The organism is Pseudomonas azotoformans (assembly GCF_900103345.1).
GTDB classification, from domain to species: domain Bacteria; phylum Pseudomonadota; class Gammaproteobacteria; order Pseudomonadales; family Pseudomonadaceae; genus Aquipseudomonas; species Aquipseudomonas azotoformans.
The window spans coordinates 6,367,427-6,388,876 of record NZ_LT629702.1 but is presented as its reverse complement, the minus strand read 5'-3'; the positions used below and the strand labels follow the sequence as shown (position 1 = coordinate 6,388,876).

Annotated in this window: 18 protein-coding genes; 10 read left to right on the top strand and 8 right to left on the bottom strand. The window is 59.3% G+C overall.

Going from position 1 to position 21,450, the window contains the following annotated elements; genetic code table 11:
- Positions 1-19 precede the first annotated feature (19 nt).
- A complete protein-coding gene (locus tag BLR69_RS28970; protein ID WP_071496797.1) occupies positions 20-1,453 on the top strand; it encodes a M48 family metalloprotease in 1,434 nt (477 codons plus the stop codon).
- 64 nt (positions 1,454-1,517) lie between these two features.
- Here the strand turns inward: BLR69_RS28970 and BLR69_RS28965 are convergent, their stop codons facing one another.
- The 4 genes from BLR69_RS28965 to rpoE all read right to left on the bottom strand — a co-directional run bounded on the left by BLR69_RS28965 (position 1,518) and on the right by rpoE (position 5,366).
- Positions 1,518-2,957, bottom strand: coding sequence for a DegQ family serine endoprotease (locus BLR69_RS28965; RefSeq protein WP_071496798.1), 1,440 nt, complete (start codon positions 2,955-2,957; stop codon positions 1,518-1,520).
- 229 nt (positions 2,958-3,186) lie between these two features.
- Positions 3,187-4,149: a MucB/RseB C-terminal domain-containing protein gene (locus BLR69_RS28960; RefSeq protein WP_071496799.1), complete on the bottom strand. Its 963-nt coding sequence runs from the start codon at positions 4,147-4,149 to the stop codon at positions 3,187-3,189.
- Between the two features lie 15 nt (positions 4,150-4,164).
- Positions 4,165-4,752, bottom strand: coding sequence for a sigma-E factor negative regulatory protein (locus BLR69_RS28955; RefSeq protein WP_003172479.1), 588 nt, complete (start codon positions 4,750-4,752; stop codon positions 4,165-4,167).
- A 32-nt stretch (positions 4,753-4,784) separates the two neighbouring features.
- Complete coding sequence (gene rpoE / locus BLR69_RS28950; protein ID WP_003172477.1) at positions 4,785-5,366, bottom strand: RNA polymerase sigma factor RpoE; 582 nt, start codon at positions 5,364-5,366, stop codon at positions 4,785-4,787.
- A gap of 463 nt (positions 5,367-5,829) precedes the next feature.
- On the opposite strand from rpoE, the gene nadB reads away from it, so the two are divergent.
- The gene (gene nadB / locus BLR69_RS28945; RefSeq protein WP_071496800.1) at positions 5,830-7,446 is read left to right on the top strand and encodes an L-aspartate oxidase; all 1,617 of its coding nucleotides are present in this window, start codon (positions 5,830-5,832) and stop codon (positions 7,444-7,446) included.
- On the opposite strand, the gene BLR69_RS28940 is transcribed toward nadB, so the two are convergent.
- Together BLR69_RS28940 and BLR69_RS28935 are read right to left on the bottom strand one after the other, a co-directional pair.
- Entirely contained in the window at positions 7,415-7,861 is a 447-nt protein-coding gene (locus tag BLR69_RS28940) for a protein YgfX (RefSeq protein WP_071496801.1), read from the bottom strand. The genes nadB and BLR69_RS28940 overlap by 32 nt on opposite strands.
- Positions 7,845-8,099, bottom strand: a complete 255-nt coding sequence (locus tag BLR69_RS28935) for an FAD assembly factor SdhE (protein ID WP_014717362.1) — start codon at positions 8,097-8,099, stop codon at positions 7,845-7,847. Before BLR69_RS28935 ends, BLR69_RS28940 begins: the two co-directional genes overlap by 17 nt.
- A gap of 140 nt (positions 8,100-8,239) precedes the next feature.
- Here BLR69_RS28935 and ygfZ point away from each other — a divergent pair, with 140 nt between their 5' ends.
- Positions 8,240-9,181 carry a CAF17-like 4Fe-4S cluster assembly/insertion protein YgfZ gene (gene ygfZ, locus BLR69_RS28930; RefSeq protein WP_071496802.1) on the top strand — a complete coding sequence of 314 codons (942 nt, stop codon included), beginning with the start codon at positions 8,240-8,242 and terminating at the stop codon, positions 9,179-9,181.
- A 36-nt stretch (positions 9,182-9,217) separates the two neighbouring features.
- Positions 9,218-10,039 carry an HDOD domain-containing protein gene (locus BLR69_RS28925; RefSeq protein ID WP_071496803.1) on the top strand — a complete coding sequence of 274 codons (822 nt, stop codon included), beginning with the start codon at positions 9,218-9,220 and terminating at the stop codon, positions 10,037-10,039.
- On the opposite strand, the gene BLR69_RS28920 is transcribed toward BLR69_RS28925, so the two are convergent.
- Entirely contained in the window at positions 10,040-11,425 is a 1,386-nt protein-coding gene (locus BLR69_RS28920) for a sensor histidine kinase (RefSeq protein WP_071496804.1), read from the bottom strand.
- A complete protein-coding gene (locus BLR69_RS28915) occupies positions 11,418-12,089 on the bottom strand; it encodes a response regulator (protein WP_010212220.1) in 672 nt (223 codons plus the stop codon). The genes BLR69_RS28920 and BLR69_RS28915 overlap by 8 nt, the downstream gene beginning before the upstream one ends.
- 235 nt (positions 12,090-12,324) lie before the next feature.
- On the opposite strand from BLR69_RS28915, the gene BLR69_RS28910 reads away from it, so the two are divergent.
- From BLR69_RS28910 to BLR69_RS28885, 6 genes are all read left to right on the top strand, one after another.
- The gene (locus BLR69_RS28910; protein WP_071496805.1) at positions 12,325-13,617 is read left to right on the top strand and encodes an OprD family porin; all 1,293 of its coding nucleotides are present in this window, start codon (positions 12,325-12,327) and stop codon (positions 13,615-13,617) included.
- Positions 13,618-13,644: 27 nt separating this feature from the next.
- Positions 13,645-14,634 (top strand): Bug family tripartite tricarboxylate transporter substrate binding protein, encoded by a 990-nt coding sequence (locus tag BLR69_RS28905; protein ID WP_166794326.1) that lies wholly within the window; start codon positions 13,645-13,647, stop codon positions 14,632-14,634.
- Positions 14,635-14,781: 147 nt separating this feature from the next.
- Positions 14,782-15,240, top strand: coding sequence for a tripartite tricarboxylate transporter TctB family protein (locus BLR69_RS28900; protein WP_071496807.1), 459 nt, complete (start codon positions 14,782-14,784; stop codon positions 15,238-15,240).
- Between the two features lies 1 nt (position 15,241).
- Positions 15,242-16,756 (top strand): tripartite tricarboxylate transporter permease, encoded by a 1,515-nt coding sequence (locus tag BLR69_RS28895; RefSeq protein ID WP_025855390.1) that lies wholly within the window; start codon positions 15,242-15,244, stop codon positions 16,754-16,756.
- Positions 16,749-17,777 carry an AbrB family transcriptional regulator gene (locus tag BLR69_RS28890; RefSeq protein ID WP_071496808.1) on the top strand — a complete coding sequence of 343 codons (1,029 nt, stop codon included), beginning with the start codon at positions 16,749-16,751 and terminating at the stop codon, positions 17,775-17,777. Before BLR69_RS28895 ends, BLR69_RS28890 begins: the two co-directional genes overlap by 8 nt.
- Positions 17,778-17,933: 156 nt before the next feature.
- Entirely contained in the window at positions 17,934-21,443 is a 3,510-nt protein-coding gene (locus tag BLR69_RS28885; RefSeq protein WP_071496809.1) for a YncE family protein, read from the top strand.
- Positions 21,444-21,450: the final 7 nt, after the last annotated feature.

Here is a 21,450-nt window from a genome sequence, read left to right as displayed (position 1 = left end):
TTGTCGAAAGGCTCTGTGCATGACTTTTTTGCGCCCTACCCTGCTGACGCTGGCTTGCCTGCTGGCCTCCCCAGGCTTCGCTGACGACCTGCCGTCACTTGGCGACGCCAGTTCTGCCATTGTCTCGCCACAACAGGAATACCAGCTGGGCCGCGCCTGGCTGGCCTACCTGCGGGGCCAGGTCTCGCAACTCAACGATCCGCAGCTCAAGGACTACGTCGAAACCAGCGTGTACAAGCTGGTGGAGACTAGCCAGGTCAACGACCGGCGCCTGGAATTCATCCTGATCAACAGCCCGCAACTGAACGCCTTTGCCGCACCGGGCGGCATCGTCGGCGTCAACGGCGGCCTGTTCCTCAACGCCCAGACCGAAGGGGAATATGCCTCGGTACTGGCTCACGAACTGGCGCACTTGTCCCAACGCCACTTCGCCCGTGGCGTTGAAGCGCAACAGCGCATGCAGATTCCGATGATGGCCGCCCTGCTCGGCGGCATCATTGCCGCTGCGGCGGGTGCAGGCGATGCGGGTATTGCCGCGATTGCCGGCACCCAGGCCGCGGCGATCCAGGAACAACGTCGGTTCTCTCGCCAGAATGAACAAGAGGCTGACCGTATCGGCATCCTCAACCTGGAAAAAGCCGGTTATGACCCGCGCTCCATGCCGACCATGTTCGAACGACTGATGCGCCAATACCGCTTCGACGCCAAACCGCCGGAGTTCCTGTTGACGCACCCGGTCACCGAATCGCGGATCGCCGATACCCGCAACCGCGCCGAACAGTCCAAACCTGGCGGCAAGGAAGACAGCCAGCGCTATCAGCTGATCCGCGCACGGGTGCAGTTGCAATACGAAGACACGCCAGGTCTTGCCGCCAAGCGTTTCCAGGCGCAGCTCGACGAAAACCCGAAGAACGATGTGGCGCGCTATGGCCTGGCGATCGCCCAGATCAAAGGCTCCCAATTCAAGCAGGCTCGGGAAAACCTTGCGCCGCTGCTGGCCAAGGCGCCCAACGACATCACTTACAACCTGGCGCAGATCCAGCTGGACATCGACAACAGCCGTCTGCCGGATGCCCAGCAACGTACGGATCGGATGCTCACCCAGTATCCGGGTAACTATCCGTTGAATCAGGTGCGCGTAGACCTGCTGCTCAAGCAGAACCGCACAGCGGATGCAGAAAAGGCACTGGACGGTCTGCTCAAGTCTCGCCCGGATGACCCGGACGTGTGGTACCAGGTCGCTGAGACGCGCGGCTTGTCGGGCAACATCATCGGTTTGCATCAGGCCCGCGCCGAGTACTTTGCGCTGGTCGGTGATTTCCAGCAGGCCATTCAGCAATTGGATTTCGCCAAGCGTCGCGCCGGCAGCAATTTCCCGCTGTCGTCGCGCATCGATGCACGCCAGCGTGAGTTGATCGAACAGGAACGCCTGGTCAAAGGGATGATGAGCTAAAACACCAGGCACAAAAAAGCCCCGCCTTCGTTAAACGAAAGCGGGGCTTTTTGTTTTTACCGACTTACTCAGCCAGTTTGAAGGTAATGAAGCTGGCGCGGCCCTGACGCAACACACGCATCGAGACCGAGCGGTTCTTCGGCAACGCCTTGGCGATGTCAGTGAACTGCTTGGTGGTCTCGATCGCCTGATTGTTCAGGTGGGTGATGACATCACCTGGCTGCAGGCCGATCAGGGCAGCAGGACCGTCCTGCACTTCCTTGATCACGACGCCGCTCTTGAGATCGAAGCTCTTTTTCTGCTCAGCGGTCAGCTCGGCTACGGCGATACCCAGGCGGTTGCTGCTGCGCTCGGCGCCCGGCTTGGTGTTGCCAAGGGCATCCAGGGTGGCGCCTTCTTCAGGGATTGCGCCCACGGTCAGTTCAACAGTCTGGCGCTTGCCTTCGCGGATCACTTCCAGCTTGGCTTTGCTACCCGCCTTGAGCGCACCTACCAGGTGCGGCAAGTCGGCGGACATGACGACCGGCTGGCCGTTCATGCTCAGGATCACGTCGCCAACTTGCAGGCCGCCTTTAGCAGCCGGGCCGTCATCCTGGATCTGTGCGACCAGCGCACCGGCCGGCTTGTCGAGACCGAAGGATTCAGCCAAGTCTTTGTTCACTTCCTGAATTACTACGCCCAACCAACCACGGCTGACCTTGCCACCGCTTTTCAGCTGATTGGAAACGTCCATGGCCACGTCGATCGGGATCGCGAACGATACGCCCATGAAACCACCGGAACGGGTATAGATCTGCGAGTTGATCCCCACGACTTCGCCCGCCAGGTTGAACAGCGGACCACCGGAGTTGCCCGGGTTGATCGGCACGTCGGTCTGGATGAACGGCACGTAGTTTTCGTTCGGAAGGCTGCGGCCAATGGCGCTGACGATGCCTTGGGTCACGGTATGGTCAAAACCAAACGGCGAACCGATGGCAACTACCCACTGCCCGGCTTTCAGGTCCTGGGATTTGCCCAGCTTCAACACGGGCAGGTCCTTGCCCTCAATTTTCAGCAAGGCCACATCGGACCGTGGATCGGTACCGACAAGCTTGGCCTTAAGCTCACTGCGATCGGCCAGGCGCACGAGAATCTCGTCAGCGTCGGCAATCACGTGGTTGTTGGTAAGGATGTAACCGTCTGGCGAAATGATGAAACCCGAGCCCAGGGACTGAGCCTCTCGCTGCCCCCCACCACCGCCACGGGGTGCGCGCTGTTGCGGCATGCCGCGCTCAAAGAACTCGCGCAGCATTGGCGGCAGGCCTTCCAGGTCCGGCATCTGCTGGTTGGAGACTTTGCGATCCGGCAGTTTTTGCGTGGTACTGATGTTCACCACGGCAGGTGAGGCTTGCTCGACCAATTGGGTGAAGTCAGGCAGCTCGACTGCTTGCGCAGGCAACGCCTGACCCAGCACCAACACCGTGGCGACTATGGATAGGTAAGACTTCAAACGTGGTATCGACATACAGCTCCCGTTACGACGAGCAGGGTTGAGCGACAGGGTTCAAGAAACGCCGGAAACTGCGACCGACATCTTTGTTCCGCGAACAAAACAAGGCCAGAGCCGACAAGCCCTGACCTATAAAAAACATGGGGATTTTTTGCAAGTGAAAATGCTGATCCAGACATGCTCTCGGCAGCCAACCTGGCATGGGAATAAAGTGAAACCTCAGGATGAACATAGGATTAACGACTCACGGTTGGGCGGCCGGCTTTTTTTCACCGCGTACCGATAGCGCGATGCGCTCTGCGGTGCCGATGGGTATTTCACCCACCACCGTCACCATCATTTCGCCGTCCACCGTATTCAGGCGACGCGAAACGGCAACCGTAGGGCCCAGCTGAGTGCGGGTTTCCGTAACACTCGCATCGCTGATGGGCTCCAGAAACACCGAGAAACGCGCCAGCCCGTCTTCATACATCAGGCTGTCGACGATCGATTTGGTGTTGGCGTCTTTGCGGGCACTGGTATTGGTCAGTTGGAAACCCGGTGGCAACCATTCCAGATGCCAAGTCTCGGTAGATTGCACCTCCAGTGCTTCGCGATTGGCGGCGGCGATAGGTGTGCATTCGCTGCTGGGCTGCAGATCGCGATCGTCAGGCACGACAGATGTGTTCAGTCGCGTGAACTGGAAGCGCTCCAATAGTTGTCCTTGATCATTCAGCAGCAAGGACTTGAGCGGCAGCGCGGTCTCCCTATCCAGGTGCAGTTCAAAACCATAACGGTACTGGTCACGCGGCGTGATCGATACGATGACCGCATTTCGACCGGCCACGCGCGATTTGCCAATGACGGCCAATTCGTAGAATTGATTGAGTTTTTGCGGATCGAGCGCACGTGACGGTGCATCACGAGAATTGCCAATGCCTGCGACGAGGGTGCCGCTGACGCATTGTGTCCGGCCATCCAACCGCACGACTTCCTGGGCAGAGCCATCGAGCTGCAAGAGCCGCTCACGGACCTGACCATCTTGGACACGATGCCAGATGTCATGGGTGGAAAAACTGCCGTTACGTTCATAAACGAACGTACCTTGAAAGCTTTGCTGTTGCTCTGCACGCCCAAGTCGAGTCAGCCAGTCTTGGGCTTCATCGGCGTGGGCGGGGAGTGCAAACCAACCACTGAGCAAAAGCGTAAGGAGCGGTATGGCTCGCATAGAGCTCCTTACGGATTAGCGGTTTTCCAGGCTTGCTGCACGAGCATAAGGCAGAGCGCTTTCAGTGCCCTTCAGAGCCGACTCCTGTGCATGTTGGCGCAGGTAGCCTGGAAGACGCTGGTCTTGCCAGCCGGATTGCCCTTGCAGTACACCGTTGGCCATCGGGCCGGTGGTGTCAGAGCTTTCCTTGTAGCCGGCCAATACCGCTGGGCCTTTGACTTGCGGACCGGCCATGACCGGTTGCTGAGTCTGTTGGGCCAGTTCGGCACCGGCGATTTCGTCCTGGTTGTACAGGCGAACACCAGCAAGCACGGCAACAGTTACCGAGGCAGCAACTGCCAGGCGACCCAGGCTACGCCATGGACCACGAGCAGCTTTTGCCGGAACGGCTTCATCAGCCAGCGCAGCAGAAACGGCCGCAGCAATATCCAGACGAGGGATTAGAAGATCCTTGTGCATCACCGCCCGAGCGACTTGGTAACGAGACCAGGTATCACGGGTTTCGGCATCATCAAATGCGTTGAGCACTCGACGAAGTTCCAGTTCATCCGCTTCGTTATCCATCACTGCGGACAGCGATTCCTGCAGGGCATCACGACTCATGGCGGTTCCTCTCTTGGCTGTCGCCGCTGTCTTTAGTTTTCCTGCAACAACGGTTGCAAGGCTTTATCGATGGCTTCCCGGGCCCGGAAAATCCGTGACCTTACAGTCCCCACCGGACACTGCATGACGCTCGCAATGTCTTCGTAACTCAGACCATCAAATTCACGTAAAGTTAACGCCGTACGCAAATCTTCTGGCAGTTGCTGAATTGTGCGATGAACGGTGCCTTCGATCTCGTCGCGCAGCAATGCACGCTCCGGCGACTCGAGATCCTTGAGGCCGTGATCACCATCGTAAAATTCCGCATCTTCTGAACTTACATCGCTATCCGGTGGGCGGCGCCCGCGAGACACCAGATAGTTCTTCGCCGTGTTGATGGCGATTCGGTATAGCCACGTGTAAAACGCACTATCACCGCGAAAGTTACCAAGTGCACGGTACGCCTTGATAAAGGCTTCCTGTGCAACGTCCTGCGCTTCATGGGTGTCGTGCACAAACCGCACGATCAACCCGAGAATTTTGTGCTGGTATTTCAGCACTAGCAGATCAAAAGCTCGCTTGTCGCCGCGTTGAACGCGCTCGACCAGCTGCTGATCCTCTTCCTGGGTTAGCATGAACACTCCTCGTAGTACTTGAAGGAGGCTTGCATAACTAAACGATCAGGCTTGCAAACATAGACTCGGTCTTTTCGCAAAAGTTCTCCCCCTTCAAGCAAGTTTCCGGCACGCACTGATTTGGCACACACGAAAAACGCAGCACGGGCAACGCCGACTGCGCGAATAATCTTGTCGTCGGTTTTCTGACGCGTCCAATGCTCCCGACGGGCCAATAAACTCAACGTTTTCCCAGCTTTCGGGCAACCTGCTATTGAGTCGGGGCCTATGCAAAAAGTTCCCGCTTCAATAACCGGCTGATTTTACCCGAGCCGTGCACCGTAATCTCACATTGCCACGAATGCCCGGCTATTGTGCCGCTCCACCCCTCTATATACTAGTAGCCCGTGTGACCCTTTGATTCGCCGATTCAGGCGTCCTGTTTGCGCCACCTCTTCGGATCGCTTTTTGCGGAATCCTTCCAATGAGCCAACAGTTTCAACACGATGTCCTGGTGATCGGCAGCGGCGCGGCCGGTTTGAGCCTTGCGCTGACCCTCCCCAGCCACCTGCGCATTGCGGTACTGAGCAAAGGCGACCTGGCCAACGGCTCGACATTCTGGGCCCAGGGCGGTGTCGCTGCCGTGCTGGACGACACCGATACGGTGCAATCCCATGTCGAAGACACCCTGAACGCCGGCGGCGGCCTGTGCAATGAAGAAGCGGTGCGTTTCACCGTCGAGCATAGCCGCGAGGCCATCCAATGGCTGATAGACCAGGGCGTCCCCTTTACCCGCGATGAACACGCAGGCAGCGACGACGGCGGCTTCGAGTTCCACCTGACTCGCGAAGGCGGCCACAGCCACCGTCGCATCATCCACGCCGCCGACGCCACCGGCGCTGCTATTTTCAGGACACTCCTCGACCAGGCGCGCCAACGCCCCAACATCGAATTGATGGAGCAACGCGTCGCCGTCGACCTGATCACCGAAAAACGCCTGGGCCTGGACGGCGAGCGCTGCCTCGGCGCCTACGTGCTCAACCGGGGCAGCGGCGAAGTCGACACCTACGGCGCACGCTTCACCATCCTCGCCTCTGGCGGCGCGGCCAAGGTCTACCTCTATACCAGTAACCCTGACGGTGCCTGCGGTGACGGCATCGCCATGGCCTGGCGTTCGGGCTGCCGGGTGGCCAACCTAGAATTCAACCAGTTCCACCCCACCTGCCTGTATCACCCACAGGCCAAGAGTTTCCTGATCACCGAAGCCCTGCGTGGCGAAGGCGCCCACCTGAAACTGCCCAATGGCGAACGTTTCATGCAGCGCTTCGACCCGCGCGCCGAACTGGCTCCGCGCGACATCGTCGCCCGCGCTATCGACCATGAGATGAAGCGCCTGGGTATCGACTGCGTGTATCTCGACATCAGCCACAAACCCGAAGCCTTCATCAAGACCCACTTCCCCACCGTCTACGAGCGCTGCCTGACGTTCAACATCGACATCACCAAAGGCCCGATCCCGGTGGTGCCGGCCGCGCACTACACCTGCGGCGGCGTGATGGTCGACCAGCACGGTCGCACCGACGTGCCCGGCCTGTACGCGATTGGCGAAACCAGCTTCACCGGCCTGCACGGTGCCAACCGCATGGCCAGCAACTCGCTGCTCGAATGCTTCGTCTATGCGCGCTCTGCAGCGGCGGACATCCTTGAACAACTGCCGCGCATTCCGGTGCCGGCCGCCCTGCCCCGCTGGGATGCCAGCCAGGTGACCGACTCGGACGAAGACGTGATCATCGCGCACAACTGGGACGAGCTGCGCCGTTTCATGTGGGACTACGTAGGGATCGTGCGCACCAACAAGCGCCTGCAACGGGCGCAACATCGCGTACGGCTGCTGCTGGACGAGATCGACGAGTTCTACAGCAACTACAAAGTCAGCCGCGACCTGATCGAGCTGCGCAACCTGGCCCAGGTCGCCGAACTGATGATCCGCTCGGCCATGGAGCGCAAGGAGAGCCGTGGCCTGCATTACACCCTCGACTATCCGCAGATGCTGCCCGAGGCCCGCGACACTATTCTGGTGCCAACCACCTACGGCGGCTGAACTTCAGGCGTACGCGCAGGCGCCGGTGCACATCGGCGGCCTGCGCATCCCTCGGCACACAGACCGAACGTACCCGCCGTTCGCCCTGCACCCGATAACGCAGCACCACGATCAACGGCAACGCCAGGCTGTCGGGACGCAACTGCACGCTGTGCCAGCCCCGCGCAGCACTCCACAGCTGCCAACCGTCTGCATCGCGGCGCAGGCCACAAATCGACGAACGGTGAGTCAACAGGACAGCGCGCGGCAAAACCCAGGCGGCGTGCGCCAGGCACGCCAGCATGCCAAGGCTCGCAAAAGGAAGTTGCACGAACATCAAGGCGCCCAGCGCAAACAGCTGGGCAAGGAGATACGCCGCCAGCAACAGCCGTGAGGCCTGCCAGCAGCATTCAAAGCTGTTACTTGGGCTGGACACGATCCAGGATCATCCGGACCATGCGCTGCAGCTCCGGGTCTTCCGATTCGGCGCGTTCCATGAACCAGCCGAACATGTCCTGGTCTTCGCACGTCAGCAGGCGGACATAGAGGTCGCGATCCACTTGATTGAGCGTCGCGTAGACCTCCTTGGTGAAAGGCACCAGCAACACATCCAACTCCAGCATGCCGCGACGGCTGTGCCAGTAGAGGCGATTGATTTCTACATCTTCGACCATGGAGCGCTCCTCAAATAGGCGGCAAGTATACAGACCCGACGGCACCGGAACAGTCGGCTTTGGTCGCCCCATACGGAAACTATCCATTTGCCGGGCGCCCCTCTATGATGCACCCATGACTTTTTGACCTGCGATGACCCATGGCTGACTCTGCTTTCTTCTGCCCCCTGTCCCACGAAGGCGTTCTCGCCGTCCGCGGCGCCGACGCTGCCAAATTCCTTCAGGGCCAACTGACCTGCAACCTCAATTACCTGAGCGACACCCAGGCCAGCCTGGGCGCGCGCTGCACGCAAAAAGGGCGCATGCAGTCGAGTTTCCGCATCCTGTTGCAAGGTGATGGCGTGTTAATGGCCATGGCCAGCGAGCTGCTGGAGCCGCAACTGGCCGACCTGAAAAAATACGCCGTGTTCTCCAAATCCAAACTCACCGACGAAAGTGCCGCCTGGGTCCGCTTCGGCCTGGTGAACGCGGACCAAGCCCTGACCAGCCTTGGCCTTGAGCTACCGACAGAGACCGACAGCGTTGCCCGCACCGACACCTTGATCGCCGTTCGCGTTTCCCCTGGCCGTGCCGAACTCTGGGTGACGGCCGAGCAAGCCGACGCCATACGTGATCAATTGACCGCAACCCTTGAACAAGCCCACCTGAATGAATGGCTGCTGGGCCAGATCCGCGCTGGCATCGGCCAGGTCATGCCCCAGACCCGCGAGCTGTTCATCCCGCAAATGCTCAACCTGCAGGCCGTGGGCGGCGTCAGCTTCAAGAAAGGCTGTTACACCGGCCAGGAAATCGTCGCGCGCATGCAGTACCTGGGCAAACTCAAACGTCGCCTGTACCGTTTGAGCCTCAATGCGCCGGAAATGCCCGAGCCAGGAACTCCGCTGTTTTCTCCCAGCCATAACAGCTCGATCGGCGAAGTGGTCATCGCCGCAAAAGCTGACCAGAGCGTTGAACTTCTGGCCGTGTTGCAAGCCGAAGCTGCCGAGAGTGGCGATGTGCACCTGGGCACACTGGAAGGTCCAGGCTTGCGACTGCTCGACCTGCCTTACACCCTCGACCGCGATCGAGAGATCCAGCGTTAATCGCCGTACCTTCTTGCAACACCCTAGAGAGCATGAATGAACAAGCTGGCGGAAAAAGTCCAACAGGCTTTGGTGAGGGCCATCGATAACGATGACCTGGTTCTGCCGACATTGCCGGAAGTGGCCCTGAATATTCGTCAGGCCGCAGAAGACCCGGAAATCAGCATCAGCCACTTGAGCAAAGTGATCGGTCGCGACACCGCACTGTCGGCGCGCCTGATCAAAGTGGTCAACAGCCCGTTGTTGCGTGCGACCCAGGAAGTCACCGACCTGCACACCGCCATCACCCGGTTGGGCACCAACTACAGCAGCAACCTGGCGATCGGCCTGGTCATGGAGCAGATCTTCCACGCGCGTTCCGACGTGGTCGAACAAAAGATGCGTGATGTGTGGCGCCGCAGCCTGGAGGTCGCGGGTGTGAGTTATGCCCTGTGCCGCAGCCACACCCAACTCAAGCCGGACCAGGCGGCCCTCGGCGGCCTGGTGCACCAGATCGGTGTGCTGCCAATCCTGACCTACGCCGAAGACCACTACGAGCTGCTCGCCGACCCGGTCAGCCTCAACCACGTCATCGAGAGCATCCACCCACTGCTGGGCGACAAACTGCTAGGCGGCTGGGACTTTCCGGAAATGCTGGCGAAACTGCCAGGCCAATACCTGGACCTGGAACGCGACTCGCCCAGTCTCGACTACATCGACCTGGTGCAGGTCGCCGTGCTGTATTGCCATCGAGGTACCGATCATCCCTTGGCCAGCGTTCCCGTCTCCAGCTTGCCGGCCATCAGGAAACTGCGGGTCGACCCTTACAGCGACGCCTTGCGCGCCGAGCTGGATGAAGCCCGCTCGATGTTCTATTGATCAACCCGCGATAAAACTCACCCGCACTTTCAGCCCGGCCTGCTCGCCATCGTGCAGGCTGATCTGCGCCAGGTGCGCCCGGCAGATTTCGCCGACGATCGCCAGCCCCAGGCCCGAGCCCATACCCTGCTGGCTGAGCCGGTAGAAACGCTCGAACACCCGGTCCCGCTCATACAGCGGGATTCCCGGCCCATCATCTTCCACTTCCAGCACGGCCGGTGCCGTGACCCGAAGGATCACATTGCCACCCGGTGGCGTGTGCGCCAGGGCGTTGTCCACCAGGTTGCTCAGCAACTCATTCAACAGGGTTGGCTCCCCGCGCAGCCACACCGGCTCATCGGCTTCCAGCGCCAATGCCACGCCGCGTGCGTGGGCCAGCGGCGCCATGGCCATGCCCAGCTCACGGGCCAACTGGCTGAGGTCGAGCAACTGCGCTCCGCCTTCGGCAATGGCGCGAGCACCATTTTCGATGCGCGCCAGGGACAGCAGTTGATTGGCCAGGTGGGTCAGGCGGTCAGTGCCCTGGGCGGCGGTTTCGAGGGTACTGCGCCAGGTGGCGGGGTCCTCGGCGCGCAAGCCCAGCTCCAGCCGGGCCTTGAGCGCGGCCAGTGGCGTACGCAACTCATGGGCCGCATCGGCAATAAACTGCGCCTGGCGCTCGAACTGGCCGCGCAGGCGTTCGGTAAAGTGGTTGAGGGAACGCACCAATGGGCCAAACTCATGCTGCACTTCCACCAGGGGCAATGGCCGCAGGTCGTCAGGCTGGCGCTCTTCCACTGCCGTACGCAAACGCTCCAGTGGGCGCAACGCCGCACTCACGGCAAACCACACCAGCAACAACGCGCCCACGGCGAGCATGCCCAGGCGCAGCAGGGTGTCGGCCATCAGGCTGCGGGCCATGCTCACGCGTGCTTCATCGGTTTCGGCGACGCGGATTTCGGCCATGCCGTTCATGTTCGGTTCGGAAACGGCCTTGAGCAAGCTGACCACCCGCACCGGCTGTCCTTGGTACACCGCGTCATAGAAGCGTGCCAGCGCCGGATAATCATCGGTACGCGGCGTACCCGGCGGTGGGCCGGGAAGGTGCTCGTAGCCGGAGATCAGTTTCTGGTCGATGTCATTGACCTGGTAGTAAATCCGCCCCGCACTGTCGTAGGCAAAGGTGTCCAGCGCCACATACGGCACATTGGCGCTCAGGGTGCCATCCACCTGGGTCAAGCCGGCGGCGATGGTACGCGCCGAGGCCAGCAGCGTGCGGTCGTAGGCGGTATCGGCGGCCTCGCGGCCGTTCCAGTAGGCGCTCATGCCACTGGCCAGCATCAACAGCACCAGCAACAGCGCCAGGTTCCACAACAGGCGCCAGCGTAGGCTGCTGGGCTTATGCATCGCGGGCTTCCAGCAAATAGCCGAGGCCGCGGAAGGTGACGATGGCGATAGGCTGGCCGTCGAGTTTCTTGCGCAGGCGGTGCACGTAGATTTCGATGGCGTCGGGGCTGGCCTCTTCGTCCAGGCCGAACACCTGGGAAGCCAGTTGCTCCTTGCTCATCACCCGGCCCGGACGGGCAATCAGCGCCTCAAGCACGGCTTGCTCGCGGGAGGTGAGCGTCATCAACTCTCCCCCGACCGTGAAACGCCGCGTATCGAGGTCGTACACCAGCACGCCGCAGGCCTGCTGACGCTCACCACCCAACACGCTGCGGCGCAGCAGCGCCTTGACCCGCGCCTCCAACTCCGTCAGTTCGAACGGTTTGGCGAGGTAGTCGTCCGCCCCCAGGTTGAGGCCGTGCACGCGGTCTTTCACATCGCTGCGTGCCGTGAGCATCAGCACCGGCAGATTTTTCCCACGGGCACGCAGGCGTGCAAGCACCTCGAAACCGTCCATGCGCGGCAGCCCCACATCGAGGATCGCCGCCGCGTACTCCTCGCTGCTCAGGGCCAGGTCCGCCGCCACGCCGTCGTGCAGCACGTCAACGGTCAAACCCGTGCTCTTGAGCGCTTGCGCGACACTTTCGGCGAGTTGCAGATGGTCTTCAACCAGCAGGACACGCATGGATTGCTACCTCATTCAGGGGTGGTCGGCGCCACGCTTTGGCGGGCAGTTTACAGGCGCCGACCGGCCTGTGAAGCCCGAAAACATTGAAAGCCGACTGAAAGGTTAGTGAAAGCTTCGCCCTTTAGCATCCAGCCACGGTGGTCTATGCCCGCCGAGCTGCCTTAACCGCAGCGCCCGAAAAACGCCTCGAAGCGTTTTCGCCAAAATAAGAACAATAACGGAGTACACAACGATGCTGTCGACACAGCCCCAGGCCCCCTCGCCTGTTCGTTTTTCTCGCCTGACCCAGACCGCCCTCGCCAGTGCTGCTACCCTTGCCGGCTTTTCGCCGCTTAGCCAGGCTGCCTTCTTCGAAGACAGTAGCGCGACCCTGGAAACCCGCAACATGTACTTCAACCGCGACTTCCGCGACGGCACCAGCGCCCAGCAATCCAAGCGCGACGAATGGGCCCAGGGCTTCATGCTCAACCTGCAATCGGGCTACACCGACGGCACCGTCGGCTTCGGCGTGGATGCGCTGGGCATGCTCGGGGTCAAGCTCGACTCCAGCCCCGACCGCACCGGCACCGGCCTGCTGCCCACCCATGACGATGGCCGCGCCGCCAATGAATACTCCAAGCTGGGCCTGACCGGCAAAGTGAAGATCTCGGCCACCGAGTTGAAAATCGGCTCGTTGATCCCCGAGCTGCCGATCCTCAAGCCCAATGACGGGCGCATCCTGCCGCAGACCTTCAACGGTGGCCTGATCACCTCCAAGGAATTCAAGAACCTGGTGTTCACCGGCGGGCGCCTGGACAAAGCCAAGGACCGCGACGACACCAATTACGAAGACATCGCCCTCAACAACAAGAACAGCCGCTTCGTCAGCGGCGCCACCGGCAAGCACTTCAATTTCGGCGGGGCCGACTACAAGTTCGCCGACAAGATCACCGGCAGCTACCACTTCGCCCAACTCGATGATGTGTACCGCCAGCACTTCCTCGGCCTGGTCGCCTCGCGCCCGATGGGCCCCGGCACGTTCGGCACCGACCTGCGCCTGGCCATCAGCGATGACACCGGCGCCGCCCGTGGCGGCAAGATCGACAACACCTCCCTCAACGGCCTGTTCAGCTATGCCCTCAACGGTCACAAGCTCAGCGCCGGTTACCAGCATATGTCCGGCGACAGCGCCTTCCCCTATGTGGATGGCAGCGACCCGTACTTGGTCAACTTCGTGCAGATCAACGACTTTGCCGGCGCCGAAGAGCGTTCCTGGCAGGCGCGCTACGACTACGACTTCGCCAAGCTGGGCATCCCAGGGCTGAGTTTCATGAGCCGTTACCTGTCGGGTGACAACATCAAGCTCAAGAACGGCGAGACAGGCAAGGAGTGGGAGCGCAACACCGAGATCAAGTACGTTGTGCAAGCCGGCACGTTCAAGGATGTGGCCGTGCGCCTGCGCAACGCCACGTACCGCTCCAACTATTCGGCCCGTGACGCAGATGAAGTGCGTCTGCTGGTCAGCTATAGCGTTGCGCTCTGGTAGTAACCCCTCATAACAACAAAGACGGAGATAACCATGACCCTTTCACTGCGTAAACTGGCCCTCGCCGCCGGCTGCATGCTGTTCGCCGGCCAACTGCTGGCCGCTGACGAGCCCAAGCGCCCAGAGTGCATCGCCCCGGCCTCGCCGGGCGGTGGTTTTGACCTGACCTGCAAACTGGCGCAAAGCGCGCTGGTCAACGAGAAGCTGCTGAGCAAGCCGATGCGCGTGACCTACATGCCCGGCGGCGTGGGCGCGGTGGCTTACAACGCTGTGGTCGCCCAGCGTCCTGCGGATGCCGGCACGCTGGTGGCCTGGTCCAGCGGTTCGCTGTTGAACCTGGCCCAGGGCAAGTTCGGTCGTTTCGATGAAAGCGCCGTGCGTTGGTTGGCGGCGGTCGGCACCAGCTACGGTGCCATCGCGGTGAAAGCCGATTCGCCCTACAAGACCCTCGACGATCTGGTCAAAGCCTTGAAGAAAGATCCGGGCAGCGTGGTGATCGGTTCCGGCGGCACCGTCGGCAGCCAGGACTGGATGCAAACCGCGCTGATCGCCAAGGCCGCCGGGATCAACCCGCGCGAACTGCGTTATGTCGCCCTCGAAGGCGGCGGTGAAATTGCCACGGCCCTGCTCGGCGGCCATATCCAGGTGGGCAGTACCGACATCTCCGACTCCATGCCGCACATCCTGAGCGGCGACATGCGCCTGCTGGCGGTGTTCTCCGAACAGCGTCTGGACGAGCCGGAAATGAAGAATATTCCGACCGCCAAAGAGCAAGGCTACGACATCGTCTGGCCGGTGGTGCGTGGCTTCTACCTCGGGCCAAAAGTCAGCGATGCCGACTACGCGTGGTGGAAAGACGCCTTCGACAAACTGCTGGCCTCCGAGGAATTCGCCAAGCTGCGTGACCAGCGCGAGCTGTTCCCGTTCGCCATGACCGGCCCGGAGCTGGACACCTACGTGAAGAAACAGGTGGCTGACTACAAAGTGCTGGCCAAAGAGTTCGGCCTGATCCAGTAATCGCCCCTCTTCTGTGTAATGCCCCTGTAGGAGCGAGCTTGCTCGCGAAGAACCCAAGGACATCCACGTGCATCCAGACAGCACGCGTTATCGTTGACGTTTTTCGCGAGCAAGCTCGCTCCCGCAAGAGGGGCCTTGGAGTTTCTTATGCTCTTACAACGCATTTTCGCCGCCGCGCTGCTACTGGCCTGCGCCGCCCTGGCACTGATGGCCTGGCCGTATCAGGCGTCGTTTTCCTACGAGCCAGTGGGGCCGCGCGCCTACCCGCTGCTGATGCTCGGGCTGATGAGCCTGGCACTGATCTACATGCTGTTTCGTCCACAACCGACCAAACACACCGAAGAAGAACCCGCGCTGGACCGCGAAACACTGATCAAGATCGGCGTGTGCGTCGCGCTGTTGATCGTGTTCGCCGGCACCTTCGAACCCCTGGGTTTCATCCTCAGCAGCATGCTGATCGGCATCCCGATGGCACGCCTGTATGGCGGCCGCTGGTTGCCCAGCGTGGTGATCGTCAGCCTGATGGCGATCGGTCTTTACCTGCTGTTCGATAAAGCCATGGATGTGCCGCTGCCCCTCGGCCTGCTCGACGTTCTGGAGAACTGATATGGATACTTTCGGCTACTTGGGCCAGGGCTTCGGCGTTGCACTGTCCCCTTACAACCTGGTGACCGCGCTCTGCGGCACCCTGATCGGCACCGTGGTCGGCCTGTTGCCGGGCCTGGGCCCGATCAACGGCGTGGCGCTGTTGATCCCCATCGCCTTTGCCCTGGGCCTGCCGCCGGAATCGGCGCTGATCCTGCTGGCAGCCGTGTACCTGGGCTGCGAATACGGTGGGCGCATCAGCTCGATCCTGCTGAACATCCCGGGCGAAGCCTCCACCGTGATGACCACCCTCGACGGCTACCCGATGGCCCGCAAAGGTCTGGCAGGCGTGGCGCTGTCGTTGTCGGCGTGGAGTTCGTTCATCGGCGCGTTTATCGCCACCTGCGGCATGGTGCTGTTTGCGCCGCTGCTGGCCAAATGGGCGATTGCCTTCGGCCCGGCCGAATATTTCGTACTGATGGTGTTCGCAATTGTCTGCCTCGGCGGCATGGCCGGTGACAAGCCACTGAAGACCTTCGTGGCGGCACTGATCGGCCTGTTCCTCTCGGCGGTCGGCATTGACGCCAACAGCGGTGTGTATCGCTTCACCGGCGACAACATCCACCTCACCGACGGCATCCAGTTCGTCGTGCTGGTGCTGGGTCTGTTCTCCATCAGCGAGATTTTGTTGCTGCTGGAAAAAACCCACCGTGGCCAGGAAGCGGTCAAAGCCACCGGGCGCATGATGTTCAACCTGAAGGAAGCCGGCGCGGTGTTCGTGGTGAATATCCGTTGCGGCCTGCTCGGTTTCATCATGGGCGTGCTGCCCGGTGCAGGAGCCACGTTGGCGTCAGCGGTTGCCTACATGACCGAGAAACGCCTGGCCGGTGCCAGCGGTAAATTCGGCCAGGGCGACATGCGCGGCCTCGCCGCTCCGGAAACCGCGATTGGCGCGTCCGCCTGCGGCGCCCTGGTGCCAATGCTGACCCTCGGCGTTCCCGGCTCGGGCACCACGGCGGTGATGATCGGCGCACTGTCGCTGTACAACATCACCCCGGGCCCGCTGCTGTTCCAACAGCAACCGGACATCGTCTGGGGCCTGATCGCCTCGTTGTTCATCGCCAACATCATGCTGGTGATCCTCAACATTCCGATGATCCGCATCTTCACGCGTATCCTCGCCGTGCCGAACTGGGCGCTGGTGCCGGTGATCGCGATCATCACCGCCATCGGGGTGTACGCGGTGCACGCCACCACCTTCGACCTGTTCCTGATGGTGGGTATCGGCATCTTCGGCTACATCCTGCGCAAGCTCGACTTCCCGCTGTCGCCGGTGCTGCTGGGCTTTATCCTTGGCGGTCTGATGGAACAGAACCTGCGCCGTGCGCTGTCGATCTCCAACGGTGCGCTGGAGATCCTGTGGTCGAGCCCGATCACCTTTGGCGTGTGGGTACTGACCGCGATCATGCTGTTTGTGCCGCTGCTGCGTATCTACCGTAAACGTGCCCTGCAGCGTCGTGCCGTGGCCGATGTCTGAGGTCACCTTTAAACATTGGTGGGGCACACCGCTGGTCGGCCTGGCCGGCGGTTTCCTGGCCAGCCTGGTCGGCTGGCCTTTGCCGTACATGGTCGGTTCGCTGCTGGCGATCATCCTGGTGCGCTGCCTCACGCCGTGGCAGCTGGCGGAGATCCCCGGCGGGCGCAAATGCGGCCAATGGGTGGTGGGCATCGGCATCGGCCTGCACTTCACCCCCGTGGTGATCGAACAGGTGATGAGTCACTTCGGCCTGATCTTCTTCGGCGCACTGGTCACCAGCCTGTCGAGCGTGGTCGGCGTGTGGCTGATGCGCCGCAGCGGTGAAGACCGCGCCACGGCGTTTTTCTCCAGCATGCCCGGCGGTTCCGGTGAGATGGTCAACCTCGGCGCACGCAATGGTGCCGTGTTGAGCCGTGTCGCGGCGGGCCAGAGCCTGCGGGTGCTGGTGGTGGTGCTGTGTGTGCCGGCGATTTTCAAGTACTTGCTCGAAGGCGGTACACCGCAGTTTCATCCAGCGCCGGTGAGTTGGCCGTGGCTGCTGGCGCTGTTTCCGCTGGGCGCCTTGGTCGCCTGGGGTTGGCAGCGCTTGCGTCAGCCAAACCCTTGGTTGTTCGGGCCGTTGCTGGTGAGTGCAACGGCCAGCGTGGTCTGGGACCTGCATATCGGCCTGCCCGATGGCGGCAGCCAGATTGGTCAGTGGTTGATCGGCAGTGGCCTGGGGTGCCACTTCAACCGACAGTTCTTTCGTCGGGCGCCGTCGTTCATGGGGCGCACATTGATTGGCACTGCCTTGACCATGGCACTGGCGACGTTGGCGGCGGTGGGTCTGAGTGCAGTGACTCAGTTGGATTTACGCTCGCTGACCCTGGGCATGATGCCCGGTGGCATTGCCGAGATGAGTCTCACGGCCGAGACCCTGCAACTGTCGGTGCCGTTGGTGACGGCGATGCAGGTGATGCGCTTGTTGTTTGTGTTGTTTCTGGCGGAGCCGTTGTTCAGGCATTGGAACCGGCAACCGTAATCCACCTGTTTCAAGTGGCCCGCCCTGGGCCGCTACCGCTGGTCGGCACTGTCATTTCTCACAGCTTGTCGCCGCACTGCCCCTGGCTTTGAATGAAATCCGAACTCCCCGCATGCGCGATGAGCCAGCTTTCTATATCAATCAGGGATCACGATCATGACAACCGTTGCCGGTACACCAATAACAGCCAACTTCGGCACTCCCAAAACGCAGGATGAAGAGGTCTACGAATTCGACCTCAGCCAACCCGAGCACGTACCCCCTGTCGCGTTCGCAGATTTATCGTTAAATATACCCAGCCTCACGAAGCCCTATATTGGTTACGATGGAGCGATCAATAAAGCAGCGAAAAATCTCGACCCTGAAAAAGGTCTCTTGTGTATTCTGATGCCATACATCGATATGGTAGCAAATGATTTCGTCGAGCTGTTCTTCGGAAATGCTACTGAGCGGGCTGCCTTTACGACAGTTTCTGATGCCCAAGCTTCGGCGGGGTTATCGATTTCCTTGTATGTGTCACGCGCATGGCTTGAATACGGTCCCGTTTTTCCCTGTTTTTTCAGGGTCACGCGCGCTGGCGGAGGCGACGCGGAGACGAAAAAATTCAGGTTCTTTGTTGACGATGTTGTACCTGCCGGGCCCAACCCAGACGATGCAACTCATCACGACTATATAACTGCACCGCAATTGGAGATACACATCATCGAAAATGGCGTGCAGCCAGAAGATGCTCAGATGGGTGTCAAGATACAAATCCCCAAGTACCCAAACAGACCAGGTTTGAATCCGCTTTATAATTGGGCCGCACGAGATACAATCTGGCTGACACTCAACGGCCATGTGATTAAGCACGTAGTAACAGAAGGCGAAGCGGCAGGTACGGACCCAATCACCATCACCGTCTACAACGCCACATGGGACACAGTCGGCTACGGCGATGTGATCATTCAATATTATGTGATAGACGAAGCTGGGAATAAAACAGTTGCCCCCTCTCCGCTGACAATTGTCGAGTCTTTTGTCGGCAATCCAAATCCTCTTCTAGCTGCACCTTTCATCGCTGAAGTTGACGATGAGGGGAAGTTAGATGTTCGCCTACTGGACGGTGAAGATGCGACCATCGTTATTAATGTCCCTGGCAACGGCTACCAAAGATTTGATGTAATAGAAGTATTCGCAGTGGGACATACCGCTGCAGGAACCCCTGTTGAAGAGGTATTTACCGGCACCGTCAATTCAGTCTTTGTTAATTTTCATATTTTTCTGCCTTTCAAGTATTTAGAAACGCTGGTCGGCGGCAGCCTGCGTATTCGCTTCGAACGGATACGCGCAGGCGTCACACCTAATCGTCGTTCGAAGGTCAATGTATATGAAGTCATTGGCGACTCAATCCCGGTCGAGCTTCCTCCTGCGAGAATTCTTCAGGCACCGGACGGCAATATACCGGTAGACGCTGCATCGATTACCATCTGGATCGATCACTATACCGGACAAGACGCGTTCGACGCAGTGACAGTGATTTTAATCGGAACCTACGCCAATGGAGCCGGTTACTATCGAGAAGTAGGGCCGCGACCCGCCGGAAAAGGCAACATTATCTTTAACCTCGCAAACGGTCCCGACGGCGACATTTCCCGTCTTGAAGGCGGCACACTGGACGTTCTTTACACAGTCACGAATGAGGCCGGAACTCGTCCGTCTCAAGTTGCCAACTTTGATGTAGGCGAACTTGTCGCTTCGTTGCCTATTGTTAAAATTGACGAGGCCCCGCCACCAGATTATGTATTTAATCCATCCGTGAGTCTTTTTGGTGCAACCGTCCTTGTCCCGCAAAACCCGGCTTTCACTCTAGGCAGTATCGTTACATTGCACTTTGAAGGTTCTGCACCGGGTGGCAGTACCACTAAACCTTTCCCCATTACCCCCATCTGGGTGGGGAGAGACCTATACTTCGAGATCGAACGTCCTTTCGTGATAGCCAACCTCGACAAATCAGCCAGAATTTATTACATACGGACCAAGCCAAATGAACGTACGCGTATTTCCCACGCAGTGGATATGCGCGTTGGGACGCGACTGAATCTTCCCGCGCCGCAGATTTTGCAATCAACCGTTGTCATACCAGACGTAAGTGCCACAATCGATCCGCTCCATGTAGTCAGTCCGCCGGTAGCCACGATTCGCGTCAAGTACAACATGCTGGACGCTGACACTATCCAACCTTTCATTAAGGGAAAGATGGGTATAGGCAGCCCAACTATTGCGCCAAAACTCGGCAACACCGCCCAGGGTTATGTTGATTTCAACGTTTCAAACACTGTCGTTGCCGCTCACATAAATGAGGCGTTTAACGTTGACTATGTAGTCACACGAAACGGTTCTGACACCCCTTCAAACTCACTGAATGTAAGAGTCTTCCCGCTTCCTGACTTGGTCACGAACGTGGTGAGCATTCCTCAAGCCTCAGGAGGTCAAGTCGACGCCAATACTGCCAACACGGTACAAGTGCTCGAATACCCCTTTATGCAGCTAGGTCAGCCTGTCTGGATAACTTTTGAACATGATGATGGAACATTAGATTATGTAGTGCGTAACGGCGTCCCAGTAACGCCTGCAGAGTACAGCTCCAGAAAAATCATCACCTCGATCCCCAACGACTACCTGAGGTCACGCCCAAATGGAAGTCCCCTTCGCATCAAAACACAGGTCTCAATGGATGGGCTCAATAGTCAAAACTCTACCGTGCGTTTGAATGCACCACCCTACAGTATTAAAAGACAGGCGGGGATTGTTGCTCACATTGATGTAGGTGCACTCCCTGCTAGATTGGTCATTAGTCCAGATGGAAGCAGGGTTTACGTGACTAACTACAGCTCTCACACTGTCTCGGTAATTTCAACAGCCACCCACAAAGTAATTCATACCATCCTTGGATTAAACTCGCCCTATGCTATCGCTGTAAGCCCAGATGGCGGAAGGTTGTACGTGAGCAACATCGGCTCACAAAGGGTAACAGTCATCAACACAACCAGCTATGGCTTCATCAATCAGATAACAGGGTTTGCCACCCCCTATACAATTCTGTTAAACAAAGATGGGTCACGTCTATATGTTGCCTGTTATTCGTCACACGCCTTGTACACCCATGACACTCTCGATGGCAAACGCCTATATACGCTGTCAGGGTATACCAACGCTGCCGGGCTGGCTTTCAGCCCAAGCCAGACCCGACTTTATGCAGGCAGTCAAACCACAGTTAATGTTATTGACCCACCATCCAATGTCCGTGTGGCAGCGATTACAGGATTCTCCACTCCTCAAGACATGGCTTACAGCCCATACAACACCAGCACCAATCCGACGCTCTACGTGGCTAATACCAACGGAGATAACGTTCATATAATTAATGCGGGCTCCAATATCATACGCCGTATCCTACCCGCATTTAGCCGTCCATACGGCATCGTCATGCACCCTACTCAACCACTCGCCTACGTTACCGACTACAATAATAATGCGGTAAAAGTAATAGACACCATTCAGGAAACGGTGATCGATGTTATCTCGGGGTTCAATCGCCCCCACGGAGTTGCTATCAGCGGCGACGGCTCCACCCTTTATGTGACCAATTACTTGGGTAGTACAGTAACGGTTGTAAACACCTGAGTTCTAA